Below are 26,358 nucleotides of genomic sequence, written 5' to 3'. Positions count from 1 at the left end.
CATAAATTTAGAATCAGCTATGAATATTGGTAGAACCTTAGTTTTAGCAAAAAATGTCTTTCAGGAAGTGATACGCGATCGCATCCTCTATATTATCGGTTTTTACGCCCTGATTATCGCTGTGGCTTTTCGCGCTATTCCTGAATTTGCGGCTGTTAGTGCTGACAAAATATTTTTAGACGTGGGTTTAGCCGTGATGAATATCATTGGCTTAATAGTGGCTGTTTTTGTTGGCACTGGACTAGTCAACAAAGAAATTGAAAAACGCACTATTTTGGTGCTTATAGCTAAACCCATCAGTCGCAGCGAATTTATCACGAGTAAATACTTGGGTTTATCTGCGGTATTAGGCGTATTACTGGCAGCCATGACGCTGATATATTTAGGATTTTTGCAATTTGCCAAAATGTCCTATTCACCTACCAGTATTCTCATTGCTGTGGGTTTCTTATTTTTGCAATTAAGTTTGATTACAGCTGTAGCCATTACCTTAGGAGTCTTTACCAGTTCTCTCATTGCCACAGCCTTAACCTTTGCTGTTTATTTAATGGGAAATATCACCCAAGATTTAGTACAACTGGGTCGTTTAAGTCGCAACCCCGGCATAGAAAAATTGACACAGGGTTTATACCTTATTTTACCAGATTTATCGCGTTTAGACTTGAAAAATGATGCTGTATATGGACTCCAAGCACTACCAACACCAACAATATTGATGAATAATGCTGGTTATGGTTTGCTGTATAGTTTCCTGTTGTTAGCGATTGCTGTGATTTTATTTTTACGTCGGGAGTTTTAAATTAATCTCCCATATTACTCCTCTCCCCAAGTTCTTAATTGTAAATAAACTAATAGCAAAGTCACAACCAAGAGTACGCTAGCAACTGCGGCAGCATAGCCAAAATCAAATTGACTAAAGGCTTCTTGGTAAGTGTAATAAACCAATAAATTAGTAGCATTCAAGGGGCCGCCACCAGTGATAATATACACAGGCTCAAAGCTTCTCAATGTAAATATAGCTGTGGTGACCGTGGCAAAGATTAAAGTAGGTTTTAGTCCTGGGATGGTGATATGGCGAAATTGTTGCCAAGAATTGGCACCATCTAATTCCGCAGCTTCGTAACGACTGGGAGAAATGGCTTGTAACCCAGCCAGAAATACAACCATGTTGAAGCCGATTTGTTTCCAAATACTAAATAAAATTAGAACTGGCATGGCCCAGAAAGTATCTCCTAACCAAGGAATAGGAGGAATAGTCAAGAAACTTAACAAACCATTCACTGGCCCAGTAGTTTGAAATAACCAGCGAAATCCTAAACCGGCAGCCACAAGGGAGATAATAGAAGGAAGAAAATAGGCACTACGTAAAACTCCCCGGAAAGCTAGGGAACGATTCAATAAAACTGCTAATCCCAAGGGTATAACTAAACTGGGGATGATACTTCCCAGCGTAAAGTAAATAGTATTGAATAAGACTTGCCAAAAATCCGCATTGACGAGCAACCGCCAGTAATTTTTTAAACCGACCCAATGAGTACCTGTAGAAGTAAAACTACCTGCGGTGAAACTCAGATAAAACAAATAGGTGATTGGCCAAATAACAAATAAGCCTAACAAAATCGCTGCTGGAGTGAGAAAAATCCAAGCTGCAAAGCTATCATCATCTAACCATTGCCAATGAAAATCGTGAGTTTTTTTCATAAAATTGTTTGTACTGGAATGTAGCTTTAGTATTAGGTACTGCTAAGATGCTGTTAATAGAATGGAATCGCTACATGATGCAAATTTTACCTTGTTTTGACAAACTACGTTGCGCTAAGTTGCTAACTGCTAGTTTAGTTTTAGCAATGCCTTTAGCGATGAATCCCTACGTCTTTGCTCAACCAGATACAGCACCAACATCTACTGTATCTCAACCTGCTGTTTCTTCAGTGGAGACGGTTCAACAAAAGTTGCTTGGTCAGTGGCAAATTCAAGACCCTTCATTACCTGTGAAAATGAATTTAATTTTTGCTCCTGAAGGGAAAATGTTTTTAATTGTTGATGAAAAAGAAAGTTCGTTAGCAGTGCCATTTGAATATCGGATTGATACTCAAACTCAACCTATGCAAATTGATGTGACTGTGCCTGATTATGCCCAACCTGTCCAGACTATTTTTGCTTTTACGGCAGATGGTCAACTGAAGTTACAAATTGATGGTACTGACCCTGGTAATGCTAGACCAAAAGATTTTTCTGCTCAAGCTTCTCTATTCAAAAAAATTTCTGATGAAGCTAAATTACCTACTAATGTGAATTTATATGATGCTAAAACTGCCAGTCAATCTAGTAAATCAGTCAGTATAGGTCAAGAAAAGATTGAGGCAATGAATCGCGCTCAACAATCCCACTATTTAAAATTTAATAAATTTGCTCGCACTATTGACCAATTAGAAATGGAGATGAAATCAGAAGATGAAAATTACCGTTATCGCATCTCTATAGGCAGAAGAACTCGTAGTGTGATTCATACAGCAACGGCGAAAAAACCAGGCATGAAAAGTTATACAGGCATTGTGTTTGTGCAGAATAATCAAGGAGAACTCCTGACACAAACGAATATTTGTGAAACTGTTAAACCTGCAACTAAAGCACCAGCACCACCAAAGATACCCAAAACGGCTGCACAGCAAATTAAATGTCCGGCTGGTTCGATTTTGTTAAAGTAATTGTGATGTTTATGAGTGAAGATTCCCTAATTAATACGGCTAGTTTAATTTCTCCTCACATTTCCCTGGTTGATGCTTCATCAAGGGCACCTGTGAAATTGGGGATTATGGCTTCTGGTAATGGTAGTAATTTTGAAGTTGTGGCCCAAGCAATTGAGGATGGTAAACTCAATGCCCAAATCCAAGTTTTAATCTACAATAATCCTTCGGCTAAGGCGGCGGTAAGAGCAAAAAATCGTGGTGTTGAGTCTGTGTTGTTAAATCACCGTGATTATCCAAGTCGGGAAGAATTTGACCGCCAAATTGTGCAGACATTACATCAATACGAGGTGGAATGGGTAATTATGGCAGGGTGGATGCGGTTGGTGTCCCAGGTACTGATTGATGCTTTTCCCAACAAAATGATTAATATTCACCCTAGTTTATTGCCTAGTTTTAAAGGTGTGCGGGCTGTAGAACAAGCCTTAGAAGCGGGAGTCAAAATCACTGGTTGTACGGTGCATCTATTGTGTCTAGAAATGGATAGTGGCCCGATTTTGATGCAAGCGGCTGTACCAGTTTTGCCAGATGATACACCAGAAACATTGCATGGGAGAATTCAGGTGCAGGAACACCGGATTTTACCTTTAGCGATCGCTCTCGCTGCACAGAAATAAATAGATAATGAAATCATTGTATGATTTTGCATCAATGCTAAAATCCACAGTTAGAAATTTTAGGATATCTCCATGCCAGTTGTAGCTAACCCGATCAAGTTTGGTACAGATGGCTGGCGGGGTGTCATTGGTGATGACTTCACCTTTGAACGCCTAGCCCTAGTAGCGCCAGTAGCAGCCCAAGTATTACACAATACCTATTTCCCTACGGTGGGTAGCCGTACCATTATTGTCGGTTACGATCGCCGCTTTATGGCAGAAGAGTTTGCCCGCGTGGTCGCAGATGCTGTCACGGCTGTTGGGTTTGATGTACTATTTAGCGAAACTTTTGCCCCCACTCCCGCTTATAGTTGGGCAGCTAAAGAACTCAATGCCTTGGGTGCTTTAGTGATTACTGCCAGTCATAATCCTGGTTCATATTTGGGGTTAAAAGTCAAGAGTGCCTTTGGTGGTTCTGTGCCTCCAGAAGTAACCAAAGAAATTGAAACATTATTAGCCACAGGAGTTGCACCCGCCCCAACCCCCGGAAAAGTAGAGAAATTCGATCCTTGGCCGAGTTATTGCCGTGCTTTGGAAGGAAAAGTTGATATTAGCAAAATTCAGCAAGCGATCGCCTCTGGTAGACTCACCTTATTTGTAGATGTGATGCACGGTGCGGCAGCTAGCGGTTTAGGGAGATTATTAGGCGAACAAGTTAAAGAAATTAATAGCGATCGCGACCCTTTATTTGGTGGTGGTGCGCCGGAACCTCTACCCAAGTATCTATCCCAGTTATTTGCAGTTATTAAAAATCATCGCCAAACTAGTCAATCAGATTTAACAGTCGGATTAGTATTTGATGGGGACTGCGATCGCATTGCGGCTGTAGACCAAGATGCTAATTTCCTCAGTTCTCAAATTCTCATTCCCATCTTAATTGACCACCTCACCCGTCGTCGTAACTTCCAAGGTGAAATAGTCAAAACAGTGAGTGGTTCCGACTTGATACCCCTTGTAGCTGCCTTACATCATCTAGCAGTGCATGAAACCGCAGTTGGTTACAAATATATTGCTGACCGCATGTTAGCTACAGAAGTATTACTGGGTGGAGAAGAATCTGGCGGTATTGGCTATGGTAGCCATATTCCCGAACGGGATGCCCTCCTCTCGGCACTGTACGTATTAGAAGCCATTGTGGAATCAGGTCTTGATTTAGGTGATTATTATCGCTACCTACAACAACAAACCAACTTTATCTCTTCCTACGATCGCATAGATTTACCCCTAGCTAGTATGGAAGTCAGGGGAAAACTATTAGCACAACTGCAAAGTCAACCTTTACAAGAAATTGCCGGAAAAGCCGTTATTGATTGTCAGACCATAGATGGTTACAAATTCCGCCTCGCTGATCAAAGTTGGTTAATGATTCGGTTTAGTGGCACTGAACCAGTATTACGACTCTACTGTGAAGCACCCACCATAGAACAAGTACATGAAACTCTGGCTTGGGCTAAAACTTGGGCAGAGGCAAACTAGGAGGAAGAAGTATAGCAGGTGACAGGTGACAGGTGACAGAAATAGAGGGGGAGTAGAGGAGAGGGGGGAGTAGAGGAGAGGGGGGAGTAGAGGAGAAAAAAGAAGATATTCGTCCTTGTCTTCCTTGTCCCCCTTCCCTTGTCCTAACCGCCCTGTCCGTTGCTATATCATCAACTTATCCACTAAACAATGTAGAGATGTTTGATGGAACGTCTCTACAAGACCATGACCCAACCAAAGCATTGATGATGTTGGGTTTCTTTCCTCACGCTTGCCACTAAACAATCCAAATTTTGAGTAAATTTTAATTGACTATGACCAAATTACTAGTAGTTGCTACAGGTAATCCCGGTAAGTTGCGAGAAATGCAAGCTTATCTAGCTGATTCAGGGTGGGAATTAACCTTGAAGCCAGAAGATTTAGATGTGGAAGAAACAGGAATAACCTTTGCGGAAAATGCGGCTTTAAAGGCTTCTCAGGTGGCAAAAGCTACAGGGAATTGGGCGATCGCTGATGATTCTGGTTTAGGGGTAGATGAACTAAATGGTGCCCCTGGTGTCTATTCTGCCCGTTACGGCAATAGTGATGCTGAACGCATTGCTAGGTTATTAAAAGAACTGGGAACTTCAGAAAATCGTCAAGCACAATTTGTCTGTGCGATCGCTGTAGCCAATCCCCAAGGTGAGATAATCATTCAATCTGAGGGTATTTGTCGCGGGGAAATTTTGGATGCCCCTCGTGGAGAAGGGGGTTTTGGTTATGACCCTGTGTTTTATGTCCCAGAGAAGCAATTGACCTTTGCAGAGATGACACCAAGTGAAAAGAAATCCATCAGTCATCGCGGTAAGGCTTTGAAAGATTTAGTACCTCGATTAATCAAAATTTTAGAGCTATGATTGGGGTGTTAATTAGCCCTTGCTGCCCATACCCTTTGTCTAGCTAAGAGGAAAATAATTGTGAGTCAGTCCTCCCTCAATCGTAAGATAACTCAAATTTTTGGAATGCTGCTAGGTATAGCTATAGCCATCTTCATTATGAGAGGCTTGGAAATTTTAACTTTTATACCTGGAGGCATAATTTTATTATTATTCTTGGGGGCGATCGCACTGGCCATGATTAGCTATGCTCAAAGGACTTGGTGGCGACTGTAGTTGAATTGATTACCAGGGGCAAGATATGGAAAAATATATATGTACTATTTGTGGTTATGAATACGACCCAGAACAAGGAGACCCAGAAAATAATATTGAACCAGGAACAGCCTTTGAAGATATTCCCGAAAGTTGGTTTTGTCCAGTTTGTGGGGCAACAAAAGATGAATTTGAACTAGAAGAAAGCTAATACTAATTCAAAATTACAGATTGGCAAAGTATTATTTCATCAAAGTTTTCAGGTTCAATCTTTTCCTTGCTTTCACAAGTGAGCAGACAAAACTATTGTTGATTACATCATCTACCTATTATTTAAACAAGATTCAAATTGCCACAAATTACAGTAGTTGTTATTGGTGGAGGGGCCGCAGGATTCTTTGGGGCGATATCCTGTGCAGAAGCTAATCCCCAAGCCCAAGTTACCTTAATCGAAGCCAGTCGCCAACCCCTAGCAAAAGTTCTCATTTCTGGTGGTGGACGCTGTAATGTCACCCATGCTTGTTTTTCTCCAGAAGAATTAGTCCAAAATTATCCCAGAGGTGGCAAAGCACTCAGAGGGGCTTTTACTCGCTTTCAACCCCAGGACACAGTTGCTTGGTTTGCATCCCGTGGAGTGAAGTTAAAAACTGAAGCTGACGGTCGGATGTTCCCGATTACAGACAGGTCGGAAACTATCGTCGAATGTTTAATTAAAGCTGCATCCCAAGCAGGGGTAGATGTGCGAATTGGTAACCCAGTAGTTGCAGTTAAGCGACAATCCACAGCACCAGGATTTGCAATCTTTCTCAAATCAGGAGAAACCATAGAATGCGATCGCCTCCTTCTTGCCACAGGTAGTAGTGCGATCGGTTATAAAATTGCTCAGGAATTAGGGCATCAAATAGAAACTCCTGTTCCCTCTCTATTTACTTTTAATATTGCAGAACCACAATTGCGATCTCTGGCAGGAATTAGTGTAGATCCTGTTTATTTACGATTATCTATTCCTAATCAGCCACAATTACAACAAACAGGCCCTTTGTTAATTACCCATTGGGGTGTAAGCGGCCCAGCAGTGTTGAAGCTTTCTGCTTGGGGTGCGAGAATGCTGCGAGAAAATCATTATCAGTGCAAACTATACATAAATTGGTTGCCAAATCTGCAACAAGAGGAAGTCAAACAAAACCTTTTAAGTGTAAAACAAGAATGGGGCAAAAAAGCGATCGCCTTACATCGTGGTGTGAACTTACCCCATCGTCTGTGGCAATATTTGGTCAATCGTGCAGATATCCCACCAGATACCCATTGGGCAGAAATTTCTAACAAAGCCTTGCATCTTCTCCATCAAGAAATCATCCAAGGTCAATATCTCATCTCCGGCAAAGGTGTATTTAAAGAAGAATTTGTCACCTGTGGAGGAATTAAGCTCAAAGAAGTCAACTTTAAAACCATGGCCAGTCGCTTAGTCCCTGGCTTATACTTTGCTGGAGAAGTATTAGATATTGATGGCATTACCGGGGGCTTTAACTTCCAAAGTGCTTGGACTACAGCCTATTTAGCAGGGCAGGATCTGGGCAAGTAGTAATATTCATGTGCATAAATAATCAGGCAAATTTGACTTGAAAGCCCTTGTTTGTGTTTTCTTCTCTGCGTGCAACAAAAAATACGGGATGAATTGAGATTATTAGCCAAAGGTACACCTAGATTCTTTGCGACTTTGCGACTTTGCGCGAAACAAAAATCATCCCATTCATCAGCAACGCCAAAAATATTTATGCTGCTACAGTTTTTCATTTTTAATTGGTATGAGGCATGATAATGGTCATCAACATCTGATGCTCAAAACTCAATCATGCTATTCAGCGAAATTGTTAATAAATTAGGTGATGCAGCTAAAGTTCATAGTCTCACCACTAACCCAGGATTAGATCCAGACATCACTGGAGTTGCAGCCATCGATGAAGCGGGACGTGGTGAAATTAGTTATATTGAAGGGTCAAAATTTGCAGCTATGGTGAATTCTACGGCTGCAAGTGCTTTGATTTTACCAGCAGATGAGCAACTACAGAGTCTGGCCACGCAAAGAGGGATAGTGTGGTTAGCGACCCCAGAACCAAGATTAGTATTTGCCAAAGCGATCGCTCTATTTTATCAACCCTATCGTCCTTCCCCAGAAATTCATCCCAGTGCGGTAATTCATCCCACAGCTAAGGTTGGGAGTGATGTTTATATTGGCCCCCATGTAGTGGTTCAACAAAATGTAGAAATTGGTGATGGTGCCATTATTCATCCCAATGTCGTAATTTATCCAGAAGCTAAAATAGGCGATCGCACTACCTTACACTCTAACTGCACAATTCATGAACGTAGCCGCATTGGTGCAGATTGCGTCGTACACAGTGGTGCTGTGATTGGTGCAGAAGGTTTTGGTTTTGTTCCTACCCGTACGGGATGGCTAAAAATGGAGCAATCAGGGTACACCGTGTTAGAAGATGGGGTAGAAGTTGGTTGTAATAGTGCTATCGACCGTCCCGCAGTGGGAGAAACCAGAGTGGGAAGTAATACGAAAATCGATAATTTAGTGCAAATCGGCCACGGGTGTCAAATTGGTTCGGGTTGTGTAATTGCCGGTCAAGCAGGAATGGCCGGAGGGGTGAAAGTTGGCAATCGAGTCACTTTAGCTGGACAGACAGGTATTGCTAATCAGGTGAAAATTGGGGATGGTGCGATCGCATCTGCTCAAACTGGAATTCACAGCGATGTTGCACCGGGAGAGATTGTTTCTGGTAGTCCAGCTATTCCTTACAAACTTTATCTGAAAATAGCGGCAATCCACAATCGATTGCCAGAAATTTATCAAGTTGTCAAACAAGTACAACGTCAATTCGCACTTAAGAAAGATTGAATCATCATTCACCTTGAGTATTGTAATTAGTGGAGGATTTTCATCCTTCACTGATACTCTGATTGATAAATTTTCCACATTTCCTCCCTGATGAGGAAATAAAAATAGACACTGAAACAGTTTGGATAGGAGGTACGGCTATTGCGATGTTCTGATTCATCAAACCGAACCTACTACTACCTAAAGTGAATGTTATTTTATAATTAGGAAGCTAAAGATTAAGCTTCAAATGAATAAAGATTGAATATAGCAAGCGTCATGTCGCTTGACAGAATAGAAGCTTAAGATTGAGCATCCCCAAACTCAATTCCCCATTGAGAAGGAGATAGTTATGGCACTCATTCGTTGGGAACCATTCCGGGACATTGAACGCTTAGAACCATTTGCTGAAATGGATAATCTGCAAAGACAAATGAATCGTCTTTTTGGTAGATTAATACCACCGAATGGGGACAGCGAAAAATTTAGTTTCGTTCCTGCTGCTGAATTGGCAGAAACTGATCATGAACTCCATTTGAGATTGGAAATTCCTGGTTTAGAACCTAAAGATATTAATGTTGAAGTCACAACTGACTCAGTTTCCATCAGTGGTGAACGGAAATCAGAAACTAAAACTGAACAAGATGGTTACACTCGGTCAGAATTTCGTTATGGTAGATTTCAACGAGTAATTCCTTTACCTGTAGAAGTTCAAAATGAGCAGGTACAAGCTGAATACAAAGACGGAATTTTGACTCTCACTCTACCAAAAGCCGAAGCAGAAAGACGGAAAGCAATCAAGGTGAATATTGGCTAGTTATGGGTATCACAAGTCAGTAGTAACTTGTATTGCTGGTTGTTGAATGAATAATTTTTCAGAGACGTTCTGATAGAACGTCTCTAACACTAATAGGGGAATAAATCAAAGTTATTCAACCTCTAACATCAAGTTCGGGTGATGACTGACCATAAAATTTATCCCTGTAGATTGGGTTGAACTAAGGGAAACCCAAAACAACCTGAGAAAATGTAAATTTTGGATTTTTTCCTTAACCCAATCTACAAATATGATACAGCATAGTGCCAGAAAATGACGTACAGATATAAATGGTAAAAATCTTGTAGGGTGGGAATCTTGACCACTATTATCTACTCTTATTACATAAAAAATGGTGTAATGTTTTTAACAAATGTGCGGTGACATCAAGATTTTTGGTATCAGAAAATGCGAAGAAAAAGCTACTCTTGTTGATATGGTAATTTTTAGCGAAGAAGACTATCAACAGAGAGATGAATAGGCGCAATTTCACAAGATAAATAGCAAAAATTAAAAGTCCTCTGCTAGGTCTCTTGTTGTTCCAGGTGATGAATAAGCAAAAAGACCAAATTGAACATCATACCCCATCAGAGAGAAAATACAATATAGGGGCAAAGCTATCCTATGATTTGATGGCTTTGCTGCTTATTATTGAGCACAACTTGGTCACTATCGGAATATATGTAAAAATGCGACACTTATTTGTCATATTTGCACATACATATTCAGAATAGCAATTTGGTCAATCATGGGGATACCAGGATGGAGAGAATTGAGATAGGAACAGCTGTGATTCAACTTCATACCGTTTCACTGTCATGATGATACGAATACTGTAGTAGGGTTTGAGCAATGCTCAACCCTGAGAGAAGGTAATATGTATCAGAATTTGCGGGCAATAGTCTCCCTATCACATCACAAAGCCTTAATGGTATAACTATTAATCAACATCCACTCTGTCCAAGTGCAGAATGTAAAAAAATACTCCTAAGATAATGTATTGAATCAGATGAATAATCCTACAGATAGATGCTGACAAAAGCGGATCACAAGCTATAGGTTGAACATGAGTTTATAGAGAATCTTGTGATCAAATTTTCTACTTTCAGCAAGTAAAACAAAAGTGTCTCCAAAGCTATCGCTGTCAACTTATCTGAAAGATTCTGGCTCAGAATTTTCAGAAAATTTGCACTAAAACATACACTGATACAGTTTCATTTGCTTGAATAGCTATATTAAGAAAACAGAAATTATCATTCCTAAACTATGGCCACAAAACTAATTGATGTTCGGGAATATACTGTAAGAGCGCATCAACGACTGATTCACACTCGTGTTTTCAATTTTGTCTGTAAAGAGTGTAATCAAGCAACTAAACGTGAAACTTTCGGGCCTCGACCGTTGTATTGCGAAAGCTGTCGTCCACCCCAACCACCAAAGAAATCGACACAAGGATCTAGTAAGGCAAAACCCCGACCAATGACTTACAAAAGTGATTCTGATTTAGGTTAATTTAACTGCCATGAATGCTAACGGACAACTCAAACCCCCCCCGGACGTATTTATTACGCCTTTGTTGGAATTAAGAGACTATTATGCAGGTCTAACTCAAGAGTATCAACGTTTATTCATTGAAGCGCGATCGCAACTAGATCATGTAGAAGCTTTATTATCAACTTGGTCTTTTGCTAACGAGGATAATCAGCTTTCACCTCTTCACACTACTAATCAAACTATCGGTGCTAGACAACAAGATTCACTCTTTTTTCTTTCGTCTGATGACGGTTCTGAGTTGGGTCATGATGATTCTGACTTTGAGTTGTTGGAGTCTTCAGAGTTGGAACTTGCAAATTCCCAGCAACTAGCACCCGCTGATGAAGACCAAAATGACACAGCAGCGGTAGTTGCTATCTCTACTCCCTCCCCAGACAGAGAGATTCATCATCCTTTCATTAAAGGGGCCGAAGTCCCTATGCTACCCCAGTATCAAGCCTTGCGGAGGATGGATGCCATTAGAAGACTATTGCAAGAATATACGGGTACAGTTTGCCATATAGATTTTATTGTGCGATCGCTCTATGGTGAACTAGAATCTACCCTGTTCAAAATTGTCAAAGGTAGAGTCCAGTCATCCTTGACTCAGGGACGAGAAAGAGGTTATTGGTCTGCTATTCCCAATGAACCGGGTTGTTATACCCTGGATTTAAGCTTATTAGCACCATCCACTACCAGAGTACCTAAAAGTATTCAACCGAAAAAGAAAAAAGCCTTCCTACCCCTAAAAACTAGGGTAGTACCCATGGTCAGACAGTTTGATGGACTGTTTTTAATTGATGCCATCACCTCTTTTTTAGAACAGCATCAGGGGCAAGTTTTCAGCGTTAACCAAGTCGTAAATGGTATCTATGGTGAACTAGATGCTGAGGATCTCAGAGAAGTCAAAAACAAAGTTTTGAATGAACTATCTAGAGGTCATCGCATTGGCAGATTCTCTAGAGTTCCTGACCAAATAGGCTTATATACCTGGGACGCAAGAAAAATCATCCCAGTTTAAACCCCAATGGTGCGTTACTCACGCACCCTCCCAAATGGGCATTTTCAATGGCAACAAATTATGGTATAATTCCCAAAATTAAAAAAATTATTTCTGCAAAAATAAACACTATTCCCAGCAATTCGTTGATTTGGATACGCTTTTTTAACCTCAATCAGTTTTAGCATCATCAGTATGAGTTTTGTAGGTGCAGCATGGTTGTTTGGCGCTGCTTGATTGTTTCTGGCTTTATTGCTGTATTTTCCTTCGGGTGTGGTGGCTTGGCCAATTCGTCAACAGAAAACGCCAAGCAAGTAGTACAAGAAAGTAACGTTTCTCAACTATTAACAGAAGTTCAAGATAAGCAGAAAGCGGAAAGTTTATTATTACAAGGCAATAATTTATTAGATTCTCAGCGTTATTTAGAAGCTTTGGCTGCGTATGATCAAGCCATTACCCTCAAAGCTGATACGGAAGAAATTTGGGTCAATCGTGGTAACGCCTTAACTGGGTTACAAAGATACGAAGAAGCCTTAGCGTCCTATGATAAAGCGATCGCTCTGCGCCCCAACAAAGATGAAGCTTGGTATAATCGGGGTAATGTTCTCACTGCTTTGCGTCGCTATGAGGAAGCTGTCAAAGCCTATGACGAAGCTATAGCTATTCAGTCTGACAAGTTTGAAGCTTGGATTAATCGTGGTATCGCTCTCACCAAATTACAGCGCTATAAAGAAGCTCTAGCTTCCTATAATCAAGCCATCAGCATTAAACCAAATTTGCATCAGGCATACTACAACAAAGCCTGTAATTATGCTTTGCAAAACAACATTGAATTAACTCTAGAAAATCTGCAAAAAGCTATTGAAATCTTTCCCGATAAATATCGTCAACTGGCCAAAACTGATCCAGATTTTGACAAGGTTCGTAAGAACGAAAGATTTCAAACACTGATTCAGTGAGGAGATTACCAAGATTCCGCTCTTAAGGCACCCAACCTAAGATAGATCGGATTTGTTCAGCTAGTTTTAACGGACGGAAGGGTTTAGATAAAATAGCCGCAACTGGTAAATTAGTAAAAACATCTTGATCAGATTGCTGGAATTTAGCAGTGACTAAAATCACAGGAATTTGTTCAGTCACGGGATTAGCCTTTAACTGCTGGAGAGTTTCCCGTCCATCCATATCAGGCATCATCATATCTAGCAAAATGATATCTGGTCGATGTTGAGTTGCTTCATCCACAGCTTCCTGACCAGAACTAGCGGTCAATACTTCCCATCCAGAACTCATTTCTATCCCCAATGTAGCGATCGCTCGCACATCCTCTTCATCATCTACGATCAAAATAGTTCGGCTCATGATACCTCAATTAAAATTCACATTTTAAACTTGTTAACAGTTCAGCAAGAGTATGGATTTAATCTCCTCCTCAAAATTGACCAAACATAACATTACATATAAATTTGAAAAATTATAAAAAACAAAAGGGGAGAACTAGGGGAGATATAACAACTGATCAACAGCAAGTCATGAATGACTTTAATCAGTAAAAATCATATCAAATCATATAATATTACTTAATTAAAGGTAAAAGCACATAAAAAATACTACCTTCACCCAATTTGCTCTGCACCCAAATTTTTCCCTGATGTTGCTGCACAATATTACGACAAATGGCTAACCCCAAACCTGTCCCTCCTTTTTGCCGGGAATCAGAAGCATCCACCTGTTGAAAAGGCTCAAAAATAGTCTGTAGTTTATCCTCTGGAATACCTCGACCTTGGTCTTGAATAGTTAGTAGTAGGGATTGAGAAGATGTGTGAGATAAAGTTTCATCTGGTTGTGCTGTTAAAGTTGCACTCAACCAAATCTGATCACCAGGTTGGGAAAATTTAATTGCGTTATTGAGTAAATTAATTAAAGTTTGTAACAATCTGTCTGGGTCACACCACAGAGTTACAGGGAGAGGATGAACAACTAACTTGATTTGTAACTGATCTGCCATTGCTTGCATAGCATCTGTCGCGTTGATCATTAGATCAGCGGCATTATACTTGACCTTACGCATCACAATTTTTCCCGCTTTCATCCGCTCTAAATCGAGAATATCATTCACCAGTCTAATCAGTCTTTCCGTATTGCTACTGGCAATTTTCATCACCTTTTTTCCCTGTTCTGTTAGAGTTCCCAATTGTTGAGTTTCTAACAAATCCATTGCCCCCATAATTGAGGTCAGAGGTGTACGCAGTTCATGACTCACTAGAGAAATAAATTCATTTTCTAAACGTTTTCTTTCTGTAATGTCATTGGCAATTAATAAACCACACACCAATCCTGATAATTCAATTAATTCTATAGAAAGCAAAATAATTTTGATATCACCATATTTCGTCAAAAATTCAAATTCTTGATTGTATATAGAGCCAACTTCTGGCAAGCTAGAAATAGCGTGAGCAATAGTTTGTGAATCCTTCCCCCAATTTAACTCTAAAGCTTGGTGTCCAATCAAATCCTCTAATCTATAACCACTCATTTTGAGAAAACTAGGATTAATGTCTATAATTCGTCCTTCCTGTAAAGTAATAATGATGATGGGATTAGGACTAGAACGAAAAACTTTAGTAAACTTTTCTTCTGCCTTAGACCGTTCATAGATTTCCTGCTGTAACAGGAGATTTTGGTTTTGTAACTGTTGTTGTAATCTGCGAATTGTCAGGTGGTTTTCAATCCTTGCTAACACTTCCTCCACCTGAAAAGGTTTGGTGATGTAGTCCACACCTCCCATGGCAAATGCTTTGACCTTATCTAGGACATCACCCAAAGCACTAATAAAAATCACCGGAATTTCACGAGTTTGGTCATAATTTTTCAACTGCTGACAGACTTCATAACCATTCATTTCTGGCATATTCACATCTAATAAAATCAAATCAGGAGGTGCAGCTAAAGCACCCCTTAAACCGGTAGAACCTTTAGTTACACTCCGCACCTTATAGCCTTGGGTTTTCAGCATTGCTGCTAGTAAATTCAGATTTTCAGGTGTATCATCAATAACTAAAATATCGGCTTTGGGAGAACTGATTTGATGATTAGACATTTATACATCAAGAAAAACAAAATTTTTAAATAGACATATCACCATCTATAGCAGGTGACAGTTAACAGGTGACAGTTCTAAAAGCTTTTGTTTGTCTAAGTTTTAGCCTTAGTTAATGTCCTAACTGCTCTGTCCATTACTATATTTAGGAAATTTTAACACCAGATTATTAGAGATGATGATAGAAATTACTGACCCATATTCATCATCGATATGAATAAACATGACGCATTTCAAACCTACTTAATTCCCATAATGGCAGTAGTGCTTGTTTAGCATGATTCAGTTGCACCTGGGAATAATTTATTTTTCCATAGTCAATTAACCAGATAAATATGCGCGTCATTAAATCGGCTTGATAGCTACTTTCATATTGGTAATTTTTGATTTTTATAAATTGCGCGTGTAAATAATTCCAAGCATCTTTAAAATTACCAGGCTGAAAATTACTGTCAACTATTACTCCTGGTACTTGTATGTTGTTCCAGGCTATAGTTTGTAAAATGCCGTTAATATAATCTATACCCAGGATTGACGCATCAGTATTTCTTACCAATTCGATAAATGCTTGATAATATCCTCGTAAAAGAAAAGAGGCGATATTTTTCCGAGAATGGTTTAACCAATCTTGAATATCTCGTAAATACGGTAAAAAATCTCTAATTTGATCAATGTTTGTGATTGGTTGTCGCTCAACATGCAAATTGATAATTTTTGCCAGTAATTCCACCTCCGACACTTGTAGCTGCTGAGAATAGTAATTCACAACATAGGGAATAAATTTCTCTAATAACCAATGTTGAGTATATTTAGCTGTCCAAGTCCCTCTAGACCCGATATTTTGTTGCCATGAATTGACTTTACCTCGTTCTAAAGATTTTAGATGCACATCATTGATGGCATATAAAATATGAATGCGGCTATGGGGTAATAAAGATAAACTGCTGCTAGCTTTTGGTAAGATAAACGCATGATCGTGAATGCCTCGACTAATCCGAATAGAATGTCCTTCTTCATTAAAAATATGCCATTCTGATTTACCTTGAGCATAATTAAATTCATGGGCGAAATTTTGCATTAATTCCCATAAACGTTGCTCAATAGAAAAAAGATGTAAGCCACGAACATGATCGAATTTCATCAATGGAAAAGCCCATGTTTCTAAGCTATTCTCAGCTTCAATCATCGATTTTTGATATTGATGACAAATAGCATCAACACATAAACATAAATCCGTCGCTTCCAACTCAGAAATAACTAAACTTGTTTGTCCTAAAGTAGCTGCAAACGTATTCTCATCGAGAGGCTGAATAAAATAACGACATCCCCATTCCGGTCTGGTTTTTAAGCCAACCATTAAACTACTTAAAATCTCTTCGTGGCTTAAATGAATTTTTAATCCCCGTAAAATATTACTACTAAACTCAATCACACAATTACCTTCACCAAAGGCTTGAGGTAATTGACAATCAATTAATACCTTGGGCTTAATCACGACGAGACGGTTGTCTTCTTGCCAGGTTGTAGGTTTAAAATCACTTGTTTCTAACAATGATTGTAGTTTGGGATATCGTCGCAGAGATTTTTCCAAAAAAATATAATTTGGATGATTAAAATTATTGTCGGCATTTTTCTTAATGTTTTTAATTGATGAAAAATTTAATTTATCGTAAAAATCAGCCGCTATTTCACTGTTGCGGAATGACTCTATGGTTAAATCAAAAATTAACTCTTCCCGTCGATATCTCAAGCATTGAAAAACTTTGAGATGGTAGCCATTAGTCATCATCAAAAACAATGGCTTTATACTAGTAAGATAAACTTGAGACTTTTCTATAGCCGCATTAAATCTCTGATTGTTCGGATGTTCCGTGGCAACAATCACTAAAGAACTATTTTCATTTTGATAAGCGATATCATTAGTATTGAAATAAATATATTCTATTTCTGTATCTTGTAAATATTCGTCTATATTAAACTGTGATCGGTAATTTTCACGCCGACAACGATCTGGATATCCTAAATATTGAAAAAGTGGCAATATCAACAAGTCTTTAACATCATTTTCGTTCTGTAATAGCCAATATTCAAATGCTTGTATCCAGTGACGAAATTCTTTCAATTTATATACATTTGACATTTGCTGATTAATCTCATGACCGCAGCTATTACAAATTCTCTCGCTATTGGTATATTCTATTGAGAAAATAACAAATCTATAGAAACTTTATCGTAGTTATTACTACGCTCTGGACGAGAAATTGCGACTAATATCATCAATAAAAACAAAGTCCGCATAGGCGGACTAGAGAAATTAGTTATTGTTTGTGATTTACAATGCTAAAAAAGCCGATTTACTATTAAGCTAAGGCTGGTACTTGCTCTAATATTCCCTTGAATAATCTTAAACCATCACTATTACCTAAAGCACTGTCTGCAGCTCTTTCTGGATGTGGCATCATGCCTAAAACATTGCCCTGAATGTTACAAATTCCGGCAATATAATTGAGGGAACCATTGGGGTTTTCACCTTGGTAACGGAATAAAACTTGCCCGTTATCTTCAAGTTGTGCTAAAGTCGATTTATCAGTATAAAATCGGCCCTCTCCGTGGGCAATAGGTAAGGTGATAATTTCCCCGACTGTGTATCCTTGAGTCCAAGGTAAATTATTACGCTCAACCTTGAGGGGGACGCGATCGCAAATAAAGTGCAAATTTTGATTTCTAGCCAAGATTCCCGGTAACAAACCAGCTTCCGTTAGTACCTGAAAACCATTGCAAATACCGAGAACCAACTTACCCCGTTGGGCATGGGCAATCACCTCACGCATCACAGGAGAAAAGCGAGCGATCGCTCCACAACGCAAATAATCCCCATAACTAAACCCACCAGGAATAATTACCACGTCAATATCGCTAATGTCCGTGTCCTGATGCCAAACCATCCGGGTTGGCTGTGAGAGTAAATCTCTGGTGACATAAGCAACGTCGCGATCGCAATTAGAGCCAGGAAAAACTAAAACCCCAAATTTCATTGTTTGTTTGTCAATTGTCAGTTGTCATTGTCAGTGCTATGTGATGAAAGAGAGAGGGTGAGAAAGAAACTGGAATTAACCCTTTTCCCTTCTTTACCCCCATTACCAATCATCAATCATCAATTACCTACTTCAGAACACCCCCGTTTGGGTTTCCACCTCAATCAAATCAAAGCGATAATTTTCAATCACTGGATTTGCTAACATTTGGTCACATATTTGATTCAAATCATTACGGGCTTTTGTCTCGTCAGGTGCAGTGAGAGTTAATTCCATGTACTTCCCGATTCTCACTTGCTCAACGTTACCATAACCCATTTGTTTGAGGCCAGATTGGACAGCCACACCAGCAGGGTCTAAAACTGAAGGACGGAGGGTGACGAAAATTTTGGCTAGATACTTCCTTTGCACGGCTTTTGCTGAATGCTGCGATCGCTATACTATAACTTTCTGTTCCAACTGAGTGAAAATATGATCACAGAGCAGCTATATCTGCCCCGAAAATATGCCAATTTAACAAAAACAGTCTATGAGAGCCATACGTACCCGCAGTCAAGAGCGAATTTTAACTTTATTGAAAAACCTCAAGCAAGGCATTTCTGCCCAGGATATTTATGTAGAACTACGTAGTCGCAATCAAAGCATGGGTTTAGCCACAGTTTATCGCTCCCTAGAAGCCCTAAAACTCGAAGGTATGGTACAAATGCGGACTTTGGCCAATGGTGAAGCCCTCTATAGCCTAGCACAGCAAGATAAACATCACCTCACATGCCTCCAATGTGGACTTTCCATCCCCATTAATCAATGTCCTGTCCATGATCTAGAACACCAATTAGAATCTACCCACAAATTTAAAGTGTTCTACCACACCCTCGAATTTTTTGGACTGTGTAACACATGTCAACTTCATCAAGAAGTGAATCAGTAGGGAGAATATAGCAATGGACAGAGTGGTGAGGACATTAACTAACACTAAAACATTAGACAGCCAAAGGCTTTTGGCACTGTCACCCGTCACCTGTTACCTGCCATATCAGCTAGAAATGTCTTTTTGAAAAAGAGGGTGAGAATCTGTAGGTGCATCAGAGACAATAGAACGGATACCCTCTAGAGTAGCGGGAATGCTGCGTGGATCGATAAACATCACCTTGCTACTATCACTCCTACCAATTGTTGCCCCCATATCCAGATAACCCAACGCAAACAGCACTTCTAAAGCTTTGTGTGCCTCTGGGTTGGCCTTCATTCTTTGGGCAATAATCTCCGCTGACTCAGCAATAGCCTGTGCTTTCAAAACCTGTTGCTGACGTTCAGCTTGGGCTTTCATGACAATGGCTTTTTGTTCTGCTTCCGCTTGCAAAATTAAAGATTTTTGTCTCGCTTCCGCTTCCAAAACTTGAGCATCAGCCTTACCCTTGGCACTATTTACCGCAGCTTCGCGATCGCCCTCTGAAGTCAAAATCGCTGCCCTTCTGCGTCTTTCAGCAGACATTTGCAACTCCATCGACTCCCGCACCGCTTGAGAAGGAATAATATCCCGTAACTCCACTCTGGTTACTTTTACACCCCAAGGGTCAGTAGCAATATCTAAATCTCGCAACAACAATTCATTGATTTGGGCCCGGGCAGTAAAGGTTTCATCTAACTCTAATTGACCCATTTCCGAGCGAATTTGAGTCAAAACCAAATTTACCATTGCTGATTGGAGATTTTCAACTTTATACCAAGCCTTCTCCATATCCACAATCCGCCAATAAACGACCGCATCCACTTCAATTCCCACATTGTCACGGGTAATGCACTTTTGGGGCGGAATATCTAACACCTTTTCCCGAATCGTCTCTTGATATACCACCTTATCAATGAAAGGGAAGACAAAATTGAGACCAGGAACTAACTTTTGGTTATAACTCCCCAATCGTTCCACCAAGGCTTCGTTCCCTTGATTAACAACCCGGACAGAACCAGCTACGGCAGAACCACCCAAGGCTAAAAACACTAGTAATAAAAACTGTTCCATATATTTATTTTCCTGAAAATCTTCCAGTTTTTCTTGTTGATATTACTTAGCTATGCAGTAAATTTTCTGGCATGACAATTAAAGTGGTTCCCTCCCTTCTCACCACATACACTCTTTGATTTGCGGGTAAGCTGAGTTTGTCATCATCACATTTTGCCCGCCAAGAATTTCCTTCGTATAAAACTCGACCAACTTGTCCTGTGGGAATTTCCGTTAAAGTTTCCGCCATAACTGCATCCTGAATCTTGGATTTACGCCGTCGCGGTTGCAGAAAGCGTCGAGACAACACAACCAATAGGGAAGAAAGCAATAGCCATAGCAATACCTGCCACCAGGTATTGACTAAACCCACCATGGACAGTACAGCAATCACAAAGGCACTAATCCCCATCATGAAAGCCACAAAAGCCGAGGGGAAGAAAAGTTCCATTAAACACAGAACTGAACCTGCCAGAAGCCAAATAGAGGTATAACTTGGCATAGCGTCACCTTAGACACTACATTTACATGAAGGCATTTCTACGATTAGATACAATTAGACTCTTTTGATTTACAAAAAATAAATTGATTCTGATGGCATAAGGTCAAAATTTAAAGTTACAGGTATATAAAATCCAGTCTATTCCGCCCTTCTGTGCAGTGACCGCCAAAGTTAATTGAAATTTACGAGTTAATTTTTTTTAAGATATAAACTTTCATGATTTCTACCGAAAGAATTATTCATTGTTCTAATCCAGAGTGCGATCGCCCCATTAACCCCATAGGATATAGTGTGTGTGGTCATTGTCAGACACCCCTGGTTTATCGATATCTTTGGGCAGTAGGCCCTGTAGCCACCGAATTTGCCGTTGGTACAAAAGTTATAGATAGGTATGAAGTCATTACACAGCGGATTTGGCTAGATACCCAACCAGCACTCACACCAGATATTCCCCCAGAATTACCAACCCAGGTTATCCCCTATCTACGCTTATATCCATATCAATTGCATATTCCCCAAGCTTATGGAATAGTTACTTCTTCAGCGGTTGGTAATATTCTCCTCTTAGAAAATGCACCCATAGATGAAATGGGCAATCTTTATCCCACCATTACAGAAGCTTGGGATCAGGCAACCACAGTTAGACAAGTATACTGGCTATGGCAAATTCTTCAATTGTGGTTGCCTTTGTCTACCTTGGGGGTAGCCAAAAGTTTAACTTTCCCGGACAATATCCGTGTTCAAGGTTGGTGTGTACGCTTATTAGAACTGCACCAGAGTGAAGAACCGCTGACTGTAAAAGATTTAGCCACTGTATGGCAGTCTTGGGTGGCTGGGGGTAATACTACCATTACCCCAGACTTGGCTCATATCATCCAACAGATGTATGCACCTGAAGTTGATTTACTTGCCATTAGTCATCAACTCAATCAACTCTTACTCACATTAGCCGCAGATTTGCCTCTGACATTGGCAGTGGCAGGGGCAACGGATACAGGCCCCAGGATGAAGCATAATGAGGACAATTGCTATCCCCATGGCTTAGACTCTGGAGATGAGTTTTTACTGCCCCGCTTATCAATTGTGTGTGATGGTATAGGTGGCCATGAAGGTGGAGAAGTAGCTAGTCAATTAGCAGTACAGTCTTTAAAATTACAAATCCGTGCTTTGCTGACGGAAGTACAACAAGAAACACAAATTGTACCACCTGATTTATTGCAACAGCAGCTAGAAGCTAGTTTGCGGGTGGTCAATAATTTAATTTGGGCACGGAATGAAGAACAACAACGCCAAGGTAGGGAAAGGATGGCAACTACTTTGGTGATGGCTGTACAAATACCCCAAAAAGTAACAACCTGGGATGACCGACAGTTAGAAAATGCCCATGAACTGTACATATCCCATATAGGTGATAGCCGCGCTTATTGGATAACTCGGAACTATTGCCAACTACTCACCATTGACGATGATATGGCTACAAGGGAAGTGCGACTGGGACGGGGTTTGTACCGTCAAGCACTACAAAAGCCAGAGGCAAATGCCTTAACCCAAGCCTTGGGAATTAGAGAAGCGGATCACTTGCACTTCGAGATTCAACGCTTAATTTTGGAAGAAGATGGCATTTTATTATTGTGTTCTGATGGACTAAGCGATCGCCACTGGGTAGAAAAATCTTGGCGACAATTTGCCATCCCGGTCTTGAATGGTCAAATGTCTGTAGGAGATGCCGTCAGTAGTTGGATTAACTTAGCCAATGAAAAAAATGGTCATGACAACACTTCTGTAGTGATGACTGTTTGCCAAGTGTCGCCCCCATCCTTACAGGAAGATGTACCCCTACCTTTACCAGAAATAGATGCTTCTGCCCTAGAGACCCCAGACATCCCAGAACCTGAACCACCAGCAGCGGCAGTCCCAGAACCTGAACCGCAACCTGAACCAGAACCTGAATCTCCTGAGACAGATACAGAAATGGCAGCAGAACCTATCCCTGACCCAGAGATACTACCCAAACGTCGCAGCAAAAAACTCGTACTTCTGGGAGGATTATTGGTAGTGCTACTAGGAAGTACAGGTATAGGCTTATTTGCTTGGTCTTATCTATATCCTCGTTCCTTTGAGAAGACTTGTAGTCAACTACCACCTTCTGTGCAGCAAATATGCTTGCAGATAAAGCAAGTAACAGGCAATAGGAATAGGTGATATGGTCAACCTGTGTGATTACTGTTCCCACACCTTGGTTTAGAAACAGGGAATAGAAAAGAAGAAATCAAAATTTAAAAGCTTTTTTCAAACATCAAAATAGAATTCCTACAGTTAATTACTGTATACGTTCTAAAATCAATTTTTTATCTTATTGGTGTACTAATTTAACTAGCTTAAAATTCTACTTTCTGCCATCTATAGCCGTAGACAAGGAAGTTAGGACATTAACTACAGCTAAAACAGAGACAAACAAAGGCTTTTAGCACTGTCACCCCTTCGGGGTGCACCAGTCGCTCATGGGGGAAACCCCCAAGACCGCGCTGGCTTACCTGTCACCTGTTACCTGTCACCTGCTATATAAATGGGAATTGGGGAGAAGAAAACTTCATCACCCAATACCCACTAACCATAACCAATCAATTACAAATCCTCTGCTTGATTAGTAGTGATTGCACTGGCTTGTGTATGCACAATAGTTGCTGCTTGCAAAATGGCAGTATGAGTTACTGAATTATTTGCCAAAGTAAAGAGGGGATTTGACAAAATACCAGCAATGGAAGTAGCAATTAAAGTGACAATCAAACCAACTTGTAAAGGTCTAAATCCAGGCAAATTCCAACGTACTTCTGGATAATTTCTGACTACATCCGACATTTCCTGTGGTTCTTTGACCACCATCATCTTGATGACACGAATGTAGTAGTAAATAGAAACAACGCTGGTAACTAAGCCTAGTAAGACTAGCCAATATAAACCAGCTTGCCAACCTGCCCAGAATAAGTAAATCTTGCCAAAAAATCCAGCGAGAGGAGGAATACCACCCAAGGAGAGCAAAGAAATGCTTAAACCGAGTGTTAACAAGGGGTCTTTTTGATACAAGCCAGAGTAATCGTTGATTTGGTCGGTACCGGTGCGAAGAGAGAAGAGAATCACACAGGTGAAACCGCACAGGTTCATGAACAGGTAAACCAGCAAGTAGAAAATCATGCTGGCATAGCCGGCATCAGTTCCAGCAATTAAACCAATCATCACAAAGCCAGCTTGGGCAATGGAAGAATAGGCTAACATCCGTTTCATGCTGGTTTGAGCCAGGGCTACCACGTTACCCAAAATCATACTCAGTACCGCTAGGGCTGTAAACACAAATCTCCATTCTTCCGCGACAAGGGGGAAAACAGTGGTTAACAACCGAATAGCTAGAGCAAAACCTGCGGCTTTAGAACCAACGGATAAAAAGGCAATGACTGGGGTGGGTGCACCTTCATACACGTCTGGTGTCCATTGGTGGAAGGGTGCAGCAGAGATTTTAAACCCAATACCTGCAATCACAAACACGAGGGCAATCACTAAACCTAGAGATTGACCTACGTTAGCTGTCGCAATACCATTAGCGATCGCACTTAGTTCTGTCTGTCCACCAGATAAACCGTACAACAGCGACGCACCATACAAAAATACTGCTGTGCTAGAAGCACCAATTAACAGGTATTTCAGTGCTGCTTCATTGGAACGGGGGTCACGCTTTGTATAACCTGTCAATAAGTAAGAGGAAATACTCAAGGTTTCTAGGGAGATGAAAATCATCACTAATTCACTGGACCCAGAAACAAACATTCCGCCCAGAGTAGCAGTTAATAAAATCGCGATGAATTCTGCTAAAGCAGTACCACTCTGCTCAACGTAGCGAATTGACATTAAGATTGTCACGGCAGCAGATAAAGCGACAATACCGCGAAACACAATACTTAAATCATCGCCATTAAAGCCACCGCTAAAGGCAATGGGATTGATAGCATCCCATTGTAAACACAGGGCAGCAATCGAGGCTAGTAAACCTGCGATCGCTAGATATCCAATCCAGCGAGAAGATGTACGCCCTAAAATCAAATCAACAATCAAAACCCCCAACAGGGTGATAATGACAATTCCCTCCGGCAAAATAGTGCCAGCATTCAACTGAGATGCAAGATTAGCAAAATCCATGATATGTATAGGTTTTGGCGATTAGACATCAAGGCTAACTGAGTTCATTCTATCTATAGTTCTTGACCAAAATTGCATTTATCTTTCTCTGTTTTTTCTGAGTTTTTAGTCAAAGAACACAAATCATACAGAATCAGCCTCTATTCCGTAATTAAATATCAGATATTTCCAGTCAATTGTGCAGCTTTTCCCTAGTCTAGATACTATACTAACTATCAGATTAAATTATGTTTAAATTGAAAGGAGTTTAGGAGTGCTTCGCACAGTGAGTGGAGCTATGGTGAACAGAAGTAAGGCTGACACCGCTTTGCCCAATCAGAATTTATACATTAATTTCTTCCCATATCTTCTTGCCCAGCACAAAATAAACAGTCCAGTAAATGACTGAACTGCTGACTTTGGGATGATTTAGTTGAAAAAGCTGAATTAGCTTTTATTAAGGGGAACTAGATCAAGACTTAATAACCGCCTCGTGAGTATCCAGAATTATTTTTTCCCCAACCACCAGAACGAGTACCTTTTTCTTCCCGTGGTCTAGCTTTATTCACTTTCATCACGCGACCCATCCATTCAGCACCATCAAGAGCTTGAATGGCTGCTTCTTCAGCAGCTGATGATTCCATTTCCACAAAGCCAAAACCGCGTGCGCGGCCAGTTTCTCGATCTGTGGGCAACTGTACACGTGTTACAGAACCATACTCAGAAAATACTTTAGATAGGTCATCCTCAGTGACGCTGTAGGATAGGTTACCTACGTAAATTGACATGAAACTCTCCAGAATCCATTGATGCAGAGATGTTTATTCGGAGAGCCGCTTGAAATTATTGCTAAAACCAAGATACAGTACCGCCGAACTTACTTCTCCATATATATACTAGCACAATTGCCTGTGGTGCAAGGCGCAAGTAGGAGATTTTCGAGGCTGGGGATGGTTATGAACAGTTACAACAGGTACAGCAACCTGCACTAGTAGTACAATAACATTATTTTCCTAATTTTCTGCAATCTGGGGTAGCCAATGTGAACAATATTATATTGGCAGGGAGTGACGATACCGACCATGTTCCTTCACCATCCGATTGTCTGTGGAGATCGTCAACTTGAATACTAGGGAAGCATGTATAATTTAATCTTCTCTGTTGTGCGATCGCTCTTTTATCCACCTTCTTCAACACCTGACTTTGCTTTTTCACTCCAGTATGGTTGAATTGTGGCACAAGCTGAAGAGGAGAGTGTGGGGAATGAAAAACGTTAGGTAAATTTAATCTTGAGATTACGCATTTTTCCCAGTTC

Annotated in this window: 25 protein-coding genes; 15 read left to right on the top strand and 10 right to left on the bottom strand. The window is 40.4% G+C overall.

The window, feature by feature from the left end; genetic code table 11:
• Nucleotides 1–19: 19 nt before the first annotated feature.
• Nucleotides 20–799 (top strand): ABC transporter permease, encoded by a 780-nt coding sequence (locus H6G73_RS18070; protein WP_190607003.1) that lies wholly within the window; start codon nt 20–22, stop codon nt 797–799.
• 14 nt (nt 800–813) lie between these two features.
• On the opposite strand, the gene H6G73_RS18065 is transcribed toward H6G73_RS18070, so the two are convergent.
• Nucleotides 814–1,701, bottom strand: a complete 888-nt coding sequence (locus H6G73_RS18065; protein WP_190607001.1) for a carbohydrate ABC transporter permease — start codon at nt 1,699–1,701, stop codon at nt 814–816.
• Nucleotides 1,702–1,709: 8 nt separating this feature from the next.
• Here H6G73_RS18065 and H6G73_RS18060 point away from each other — a divergent pair, with 8 nt between their 5' ends.
• The 12 genes from H6G73_RS18060 to H6G73_RS18005 all read left to right on the top strand — a co-directional run bounded on the left by H6G73_RS18060 (nt 1,710) and on the right by H6G73_RS18005 (nt 13,202).
• Nucleotides 1,710–2,708: a type IV pilin-like G/H family protein gene (locus tag H6G73_RS18060; RefSeq protein WP_190606999.1), complete on the top strand. Its 999-nt coding sequence runs from the start codon at nt 1,710–1,712 to the stop codon at nt 2,706–2,708.
• Between the two features lie 5 nt (nt 2,709–2,713).
• A complete protein-coding gene (gene purN / locus H6G73_RS18055) occupies nt 2,714–3,364 on the top strand; it encodes a phosphoribosylglycinamide formyltransferase (RefSeq protein ID WP_190607044.1) in 651 nt (216 codons plus the stop codon).
• Nucleotides 3,365–3,436: 72 nt separating this feature from the next.
• The gene (locus tag H6G73_RS18050) at nt 3,437–4,879 is read left to right on the top strand and encodes a phosphoglucomutase/phosphomannomutase family protein (RefSeq protein WP_190606997.1); all 1,443 of its coding nucleotides are present in this window, start codon (nt 3,437–3,439) and stop codon (nt 4,877–4,879) included.
• Nucleotides 4,880–5,193: 314 nt separating this feature from the next.
• Nucleotides 5,194–5,775, top strand: coding sequence for an RdgB/HAM1 family non-canonical purine NTP pyrophosphatase (gene rdgB / locus H6G73_RS18045; RefSeq protein ID WP_190606996.1), 582 nt, complete (start codon nt 5,194–5,196; stop codon nt 5,773–5,775).
• 60 nt (nt 5,776–5,835) lie between these two features.
• Nucleotides 5,836–6,030, top strand: a complete 195-nt coding sequence (locus tag H6G73_RS18040) for a hypothetical protein (RefSeq protein ID WP_190606994.1) — start codon at nt 5,836–5,838, stop codon at nt 6,028–6,030.
• Nucleotides 6,031–6,055: 25 nt separating this feature from the next.
• Nucleotides 6,056–6,220 (top strand): rubredoxin, encoded by a 165-nt coding sequence (rd, locus tag H6G73_RS18035; RefSeq protein ID WP_190606992.1) that lies wholly within the window; start codon nt 6,056–6,058, stop codon nt 6,218–6,220.
• A gap of 138 nt (nt 6,221–6,358) precedes the next feature.
• On the top strand, nt 6,359–7,591 hold the full coding sequence (locus tag H6G73_RS18030; RefSeq protein WP_190606990.1) for a BaiN/RdsA family NAD(P)/FAD-dependent oxidoreductase: 1,233 nt from the start codon (nt 6,359–6,361) through the stop codon (nt 7,589–7,591).
• 270 nt (nt 7,592–7,861) lie between these two features.
• Complete coding sequence (gene lpxD / locus H6G73_RS18025; protein WP_190606988.1) at nt 7,862–8,914, top strand: UDP-3-O-(3-hydroxymyristoyl)glucosamine N-acyltransferase; 1,053 nt, start codon at nt 7,862–7,864, stop codon at nt 8,912–8,914.
• Nucleotides 8,915–9,245: 331 nt separating this feature from the next.
• A complete protein-coding gene (locus H6G73_RS18020; protein WP_190606986.1) occupies nt 9,246–9,710 on the top strand; it encodes an Hsp20/alpha crystallin family protein in 465 nt (154 codons plus the stop codon).
• Nucleotides 9,711–10,976: 1,266 nt separating this feature from the next.
• Entirely contained in the window at nt 10,977–11,222 is a 246-nt protein-coding gene (locus H6G73_RS18015; protein WP_190606984.1) for a hypothetical protein, read from the top strand.
• A 10-nt stretch (nt 11,223–11,232) separates the two neighbouring features.
• Nucleotides 11,233–12,264 (top strand): hypothetical protein, encoded by a 1,032-nt coding sequence (locus tag H6G73_RS18010; RefSeq protein ID WP_190606983.1) that lies wholly within the window; start codon nt 11,233–11,235, stop codon nt 12,262–12,264.
• A 194-nt stretch (nt 12,265–12,458) separates the two neighbouring features.
• Nucleotides 12,459–13,202: a tetratricopeptide repeat protein gene (locus tag H6G73_RS18005; protein WP_190606981.1), complete on the top strand. Its 744-nt coding sequence runs from the start codon at nt 12,459–12,461 to the stop codon at nt 13,200–13,202.
• Between the two features lie 22 nt (nt 13,203–13,224).
• On the opposite strand, the gene H6G73_RS18000 is transcribed toward H6G73_RS18005, so the two are convergent.
• The 5 genes from H6G73_RS18000 to purS form a co-directional block, all read right to left on the bottom strand.
• Nucleotides 13,225–13,602 (bottom strand): response regulator, encoded by a 378-nt coding sequence (locus H6G73_RS18000; protein ID WP_190606979.1) that lies wholly within the window; start codon nt 13,600–13,602, stop codon nt 13,225–13,227.
• 214 nt (nt 13,603–13,816) lie between these two features.
• Complete coding sequence (locus H6G73_RS17995; RefSeq protein WP_190606977.1) at nt 13,817–15,340, bottom strand: ATP-binding response regulator; 1,524 nt, start codon at nt 15,338–15,340, stop codon at nt 13,817–13,819.
• A gap of 205 nt (nt 15,341–15,545) precedes the next feature.
• On the bottom strand, nt 15,546–17,480 hold the full coding sequence (locus H6G73_RS17990; protein WP_190606974.1) for a hypothetical protein: 1,935 nt from the start codon (nt 17,478–17,480) through the stop codon (nt 15,546–15,548).
• A gap of 220 nt (nt 17,481–17,700) precedes the next feature.
• Complete coding sequence (purQ, locus tag H6G73_RS17985) at nt 17,701–18,375, bottom strand: phosphoribosylformylglycinamidine synthase subunit PurQ (protein ID WP_190606972.1); 675 nt, start codon at nt 18,373–18,375, stop codon at nt 17,701–17,703.
• 132 nt (nt 18,376–18,507) lie between these two features.
• Entirely contained in the window at nt 18,508–18,786 is a 279-nt protein-coding gene (gene purS, locus H6G73_RS17980) for a phosphoribosylformylglycinamidine synthase subunit PurS (protein WP_190606970.1), read from the bottom strand.
• A gap of 118 nt (nt 18,787–18,904) precedes the next feature.
• On the opposite strand from purS, the gene H6G73_RS17975 reads away from it, so the two are divergent.
• A complete protein-coding gene (locus H6G73_RS17975; RefSeq protein ID WP_190606968.1) occupies nt 18,905–19,303 on the top strand; it encodes a Fur family transcriptional regulator in 399 nt (132 codons plus the stop codon).
• Between the two features lie 105 nt (nt 19,304–19,408).
• On the opposite strand, the gene H6G73_RS17970 is transcribed toward H6G73_RS17975, so the two are convergent.
• Together H6G73_RS17970 and H6G73_RS17965 are read right to left on the bottom strand one after the other, a co-directional pair.
• Complete coding sequence (locus H6G73_RS17970) at nt 19,409–20,395, bottom strand: SPFH domain-containing protein (RefSeq protein ID WP_190606966.1); 987 nt, start codon at nt 20,393–20,395, stop codon at nt 19,409–19,411.
• A 46-nt stretch (nt 20,396–20,441) separates the two neighbouring features.
• The gene (locus tag H6G73_RS17965) at nt 20,442–20,876 is read right to left on the bottom strand and encodes an NfeD family protein (protein WP_190606964.1); all 435 of its coding nucleotides are present in this window, start codon (nt 20,874–20,876) and stop codon (nt 20,442–20,444) included.
• Between the two features lie 216 nt (nt 20,877–21,092).
• On the opposite strand from H6G73_RS17965, the gene H6G73_RS17960 reads away from it, so the two are divergent.
• Nucleotides 21,093–23,078 carry a PP2C family protein-serine/threonine phosphatase gene (locus tag H6G73_RS17960; protein WP_190606962.1) on the top strand — a complete coding sequence of 662 codons (1,986 nt, stop codon included), beginning with the start codon at nt 21,093–21,095 and terminating at the stop codon, nt 23,076–23,078.
• A 423-nt stretch (nt 23,079–23,501) separates the two neighbouring features.
• Here the strand turns inward: H6G73_RS17960 and H6G73_RS17955 are convergent, their stop codons facing one another.
• Together H6G73_RS17955 and H6G73_RS17950 are read right to left on the bottom strand one after the other, a co-directional pair.
• Nucleotides 23,502–25,064 carry an NAD(P)H-quinone oxidoreductase subunit N gene (locus H6G73_RS17955; RefSeq protein WP_190606961.1) on the bottom strand — a complete coding sequence of 521 codons (1,563 nt, stop codon included), beginning with the start codon at nt 25,062–25,064 and terminating at the stop codon, nt 23,502–23,504.
• A gap of 458 nt (nt 25,065–25,522) precedes the next feature.
• A complete protein-coding gene (locus tag H6G73_RS17950) occupies nt 25,523–25,831 on the bottom strand; it encodes an RNA recognition motif domain-containing protein (protein ID WP_190606959.1) in 309 nt (102 codons plus the stop codon).
• Nucleotides 25,832–26,358: the final 527 nt, after the last annotated feature.

The sequence above is a fragment of the Richelia sinica FACHB-800 genome (genome assembly GCF_014698825.1).
Taxonomy (GTDB): domain Bacteria; phylum Cyanobacteriota; class Cyanobacteriia; order Cyanobacteriales; family Nostocaceae; genus FACHB-800.
This window is presented reverse-complemented; position numbering and strand designations above follow the sequence as displayed.

What these genes read in the sequence shown, in the direction of transcription:
- H6G73_RS18070 (WP_190607003.1), top strand. Translation starts at nt 20, where the DNA reads ATGAATATTGGTAGAACCTTAGTTTTAGCAAAAAATGTCTTTCAGGAA.
- H6G73_RS18065 (WP_190607001.1), bottom strand. Translation starts at nt 1,701, where the DNA reads ATGAAAAAAACTCACGATTTTCATTGGCAATGGTTAGATGATGATAGC.
- purN (WP_190607044.1), top strand. Translation starts at nt 2,714, where the DNA reads ATGTTTATGAGTGAAGATTCCCTAATTAATACGGCTAGTTTAATTTCT.
- H6G73_RS18050 (WP_190606997.1), top strand. Translation starts at nt 3,437, where the DNA reads ATGCCAGTTGTAGCTAACCCGATCAAGTTTGGTACAGATGGCTGGCGG.
- rdgB (WP_190606996.1), top strand. Translation starts at nt 5,194, where the DNA reads ATGACCAAATTACTAGTAGTTGCTACAGGTAATCCCGGTAAGTTGCGA.
- rd (WP_190606992.1), top strand. Translation starts at nt 6,056, where the DNA reads ATGGAAAAATATATATGTACTATTTGTGGTTATGAATACGACCCAGAA.
- lpxD (WP_190606988.1), top strand. Translation starts at nt 7,862, where the DNA reads ATGCTATTCAGCGAAATTGTTAATAAATTAGGTGATGCAGCTAAAGTT.
- H6G73_RS18020 (WP_190606986.1), top strand. Translation starts at nt 9,246, where the DNA reads ATGGCACTCATTCGTTGGGAACCATTCCGGGACATTGAACGCTTAGAA.
- H6G73_RS18015 (WP_190606984.1), top strand. Translation starts at nt 10,977, where the DNA reads ATGGCCACAAAACTAATTGATGTTCGGGAATATACTGTAAGAGCGCAT.
- H6G73_RS18010 (WP_190606983.1), top strand. Translation starts at nt 11,233, where the DNA reads ATGAATGCTAACGGACAACTCAAACCCCCCCCGGACGTATTTATTACG.
- H6G73_RS18005 (WP_190606981.1), top strand. Translation starts at nt 12,459, where the DNA reads ATGGTTGTTTGGCGCTGCTTGATTGTTTCTGGCTTTATTGCTGTATTT.
- H6G73_RS18000 (WP_190606979.1), bottom strand. Translation starts at nt 13,602, where the DNA reads ATGAGCCGAACTATTTTGATCGTAGATGATGAAGAGGATGTGCGAGCG.
- H6G73_RS17995 (WP_190606977.1), bottom strand. Translation starts at nt 15,340, where the DNA reads ATGTCTAATCATCAAATCAGTTCTCCCAAAGCCGATATTTTAGTTATT.
- H6G73_RS17990 (WP_190606974.1), bottom strand. Translation starts at nt 17,480, where the DNA reads ATGTCAAATGTATATAAATTGAAAGAATTTCGTCACTGGATACAAGCA.
- purQ (WP_190606972.1), bottom strand. Translation starts at nt 18,375, where the DNA reads ATGAAATTTGGGGTTTTAGTTTTTCCTGGCTCTAATTGCGATCGCGAC.
- H6G73_RS17975 (WP_190606968.1), top strand. Translation starts at nt 18,905, where the DNA reads ATGAGAGCCATACGTACCCGCAGTCAAGAGCGAATTTTAACTTTATTG.
- H6G73_RS17970 (WP_190606966.1), bottom strand. Translation starts at nt 20,395, where the DNA reads ATGGAACAGTTTTTATTACTAGTGTTTTTAGCCTTGGGTGGTTCTGCC.
- H6G73_RS17965 (WP_190606964.1), bottom strand. Translation starts at nt 20,876, where the DNA reads ATGCCAAGTTATACCTCTATTTGGCTTCTGGCAGGTTCAGTTCTGTGT.
- H6G73_RS17960 (WP_190606962.1), top strand. Translation starts at nt 21,093, where the DNA reads ATGATTTCTACCGAAAGAATTATTCATTGTTCTAATCCAGAGTGCGAT.
- H6G73_RS17955 (WP_190606961.1), bottom strand. Translation starts at nt 25,064, where the DNA reads ATGGATTTTGCTAATCTTGCATCTCAGTTGAATGCTGGCACTATTTTG.
- H6G73_RS17950 (WP_190606959.1), bottom strand. Translation starts at nt 25,831, where the DNA reads ATGTCAATTTACGTAGGTAACCTATCCTACAGCGTCACTGAGGATGAC.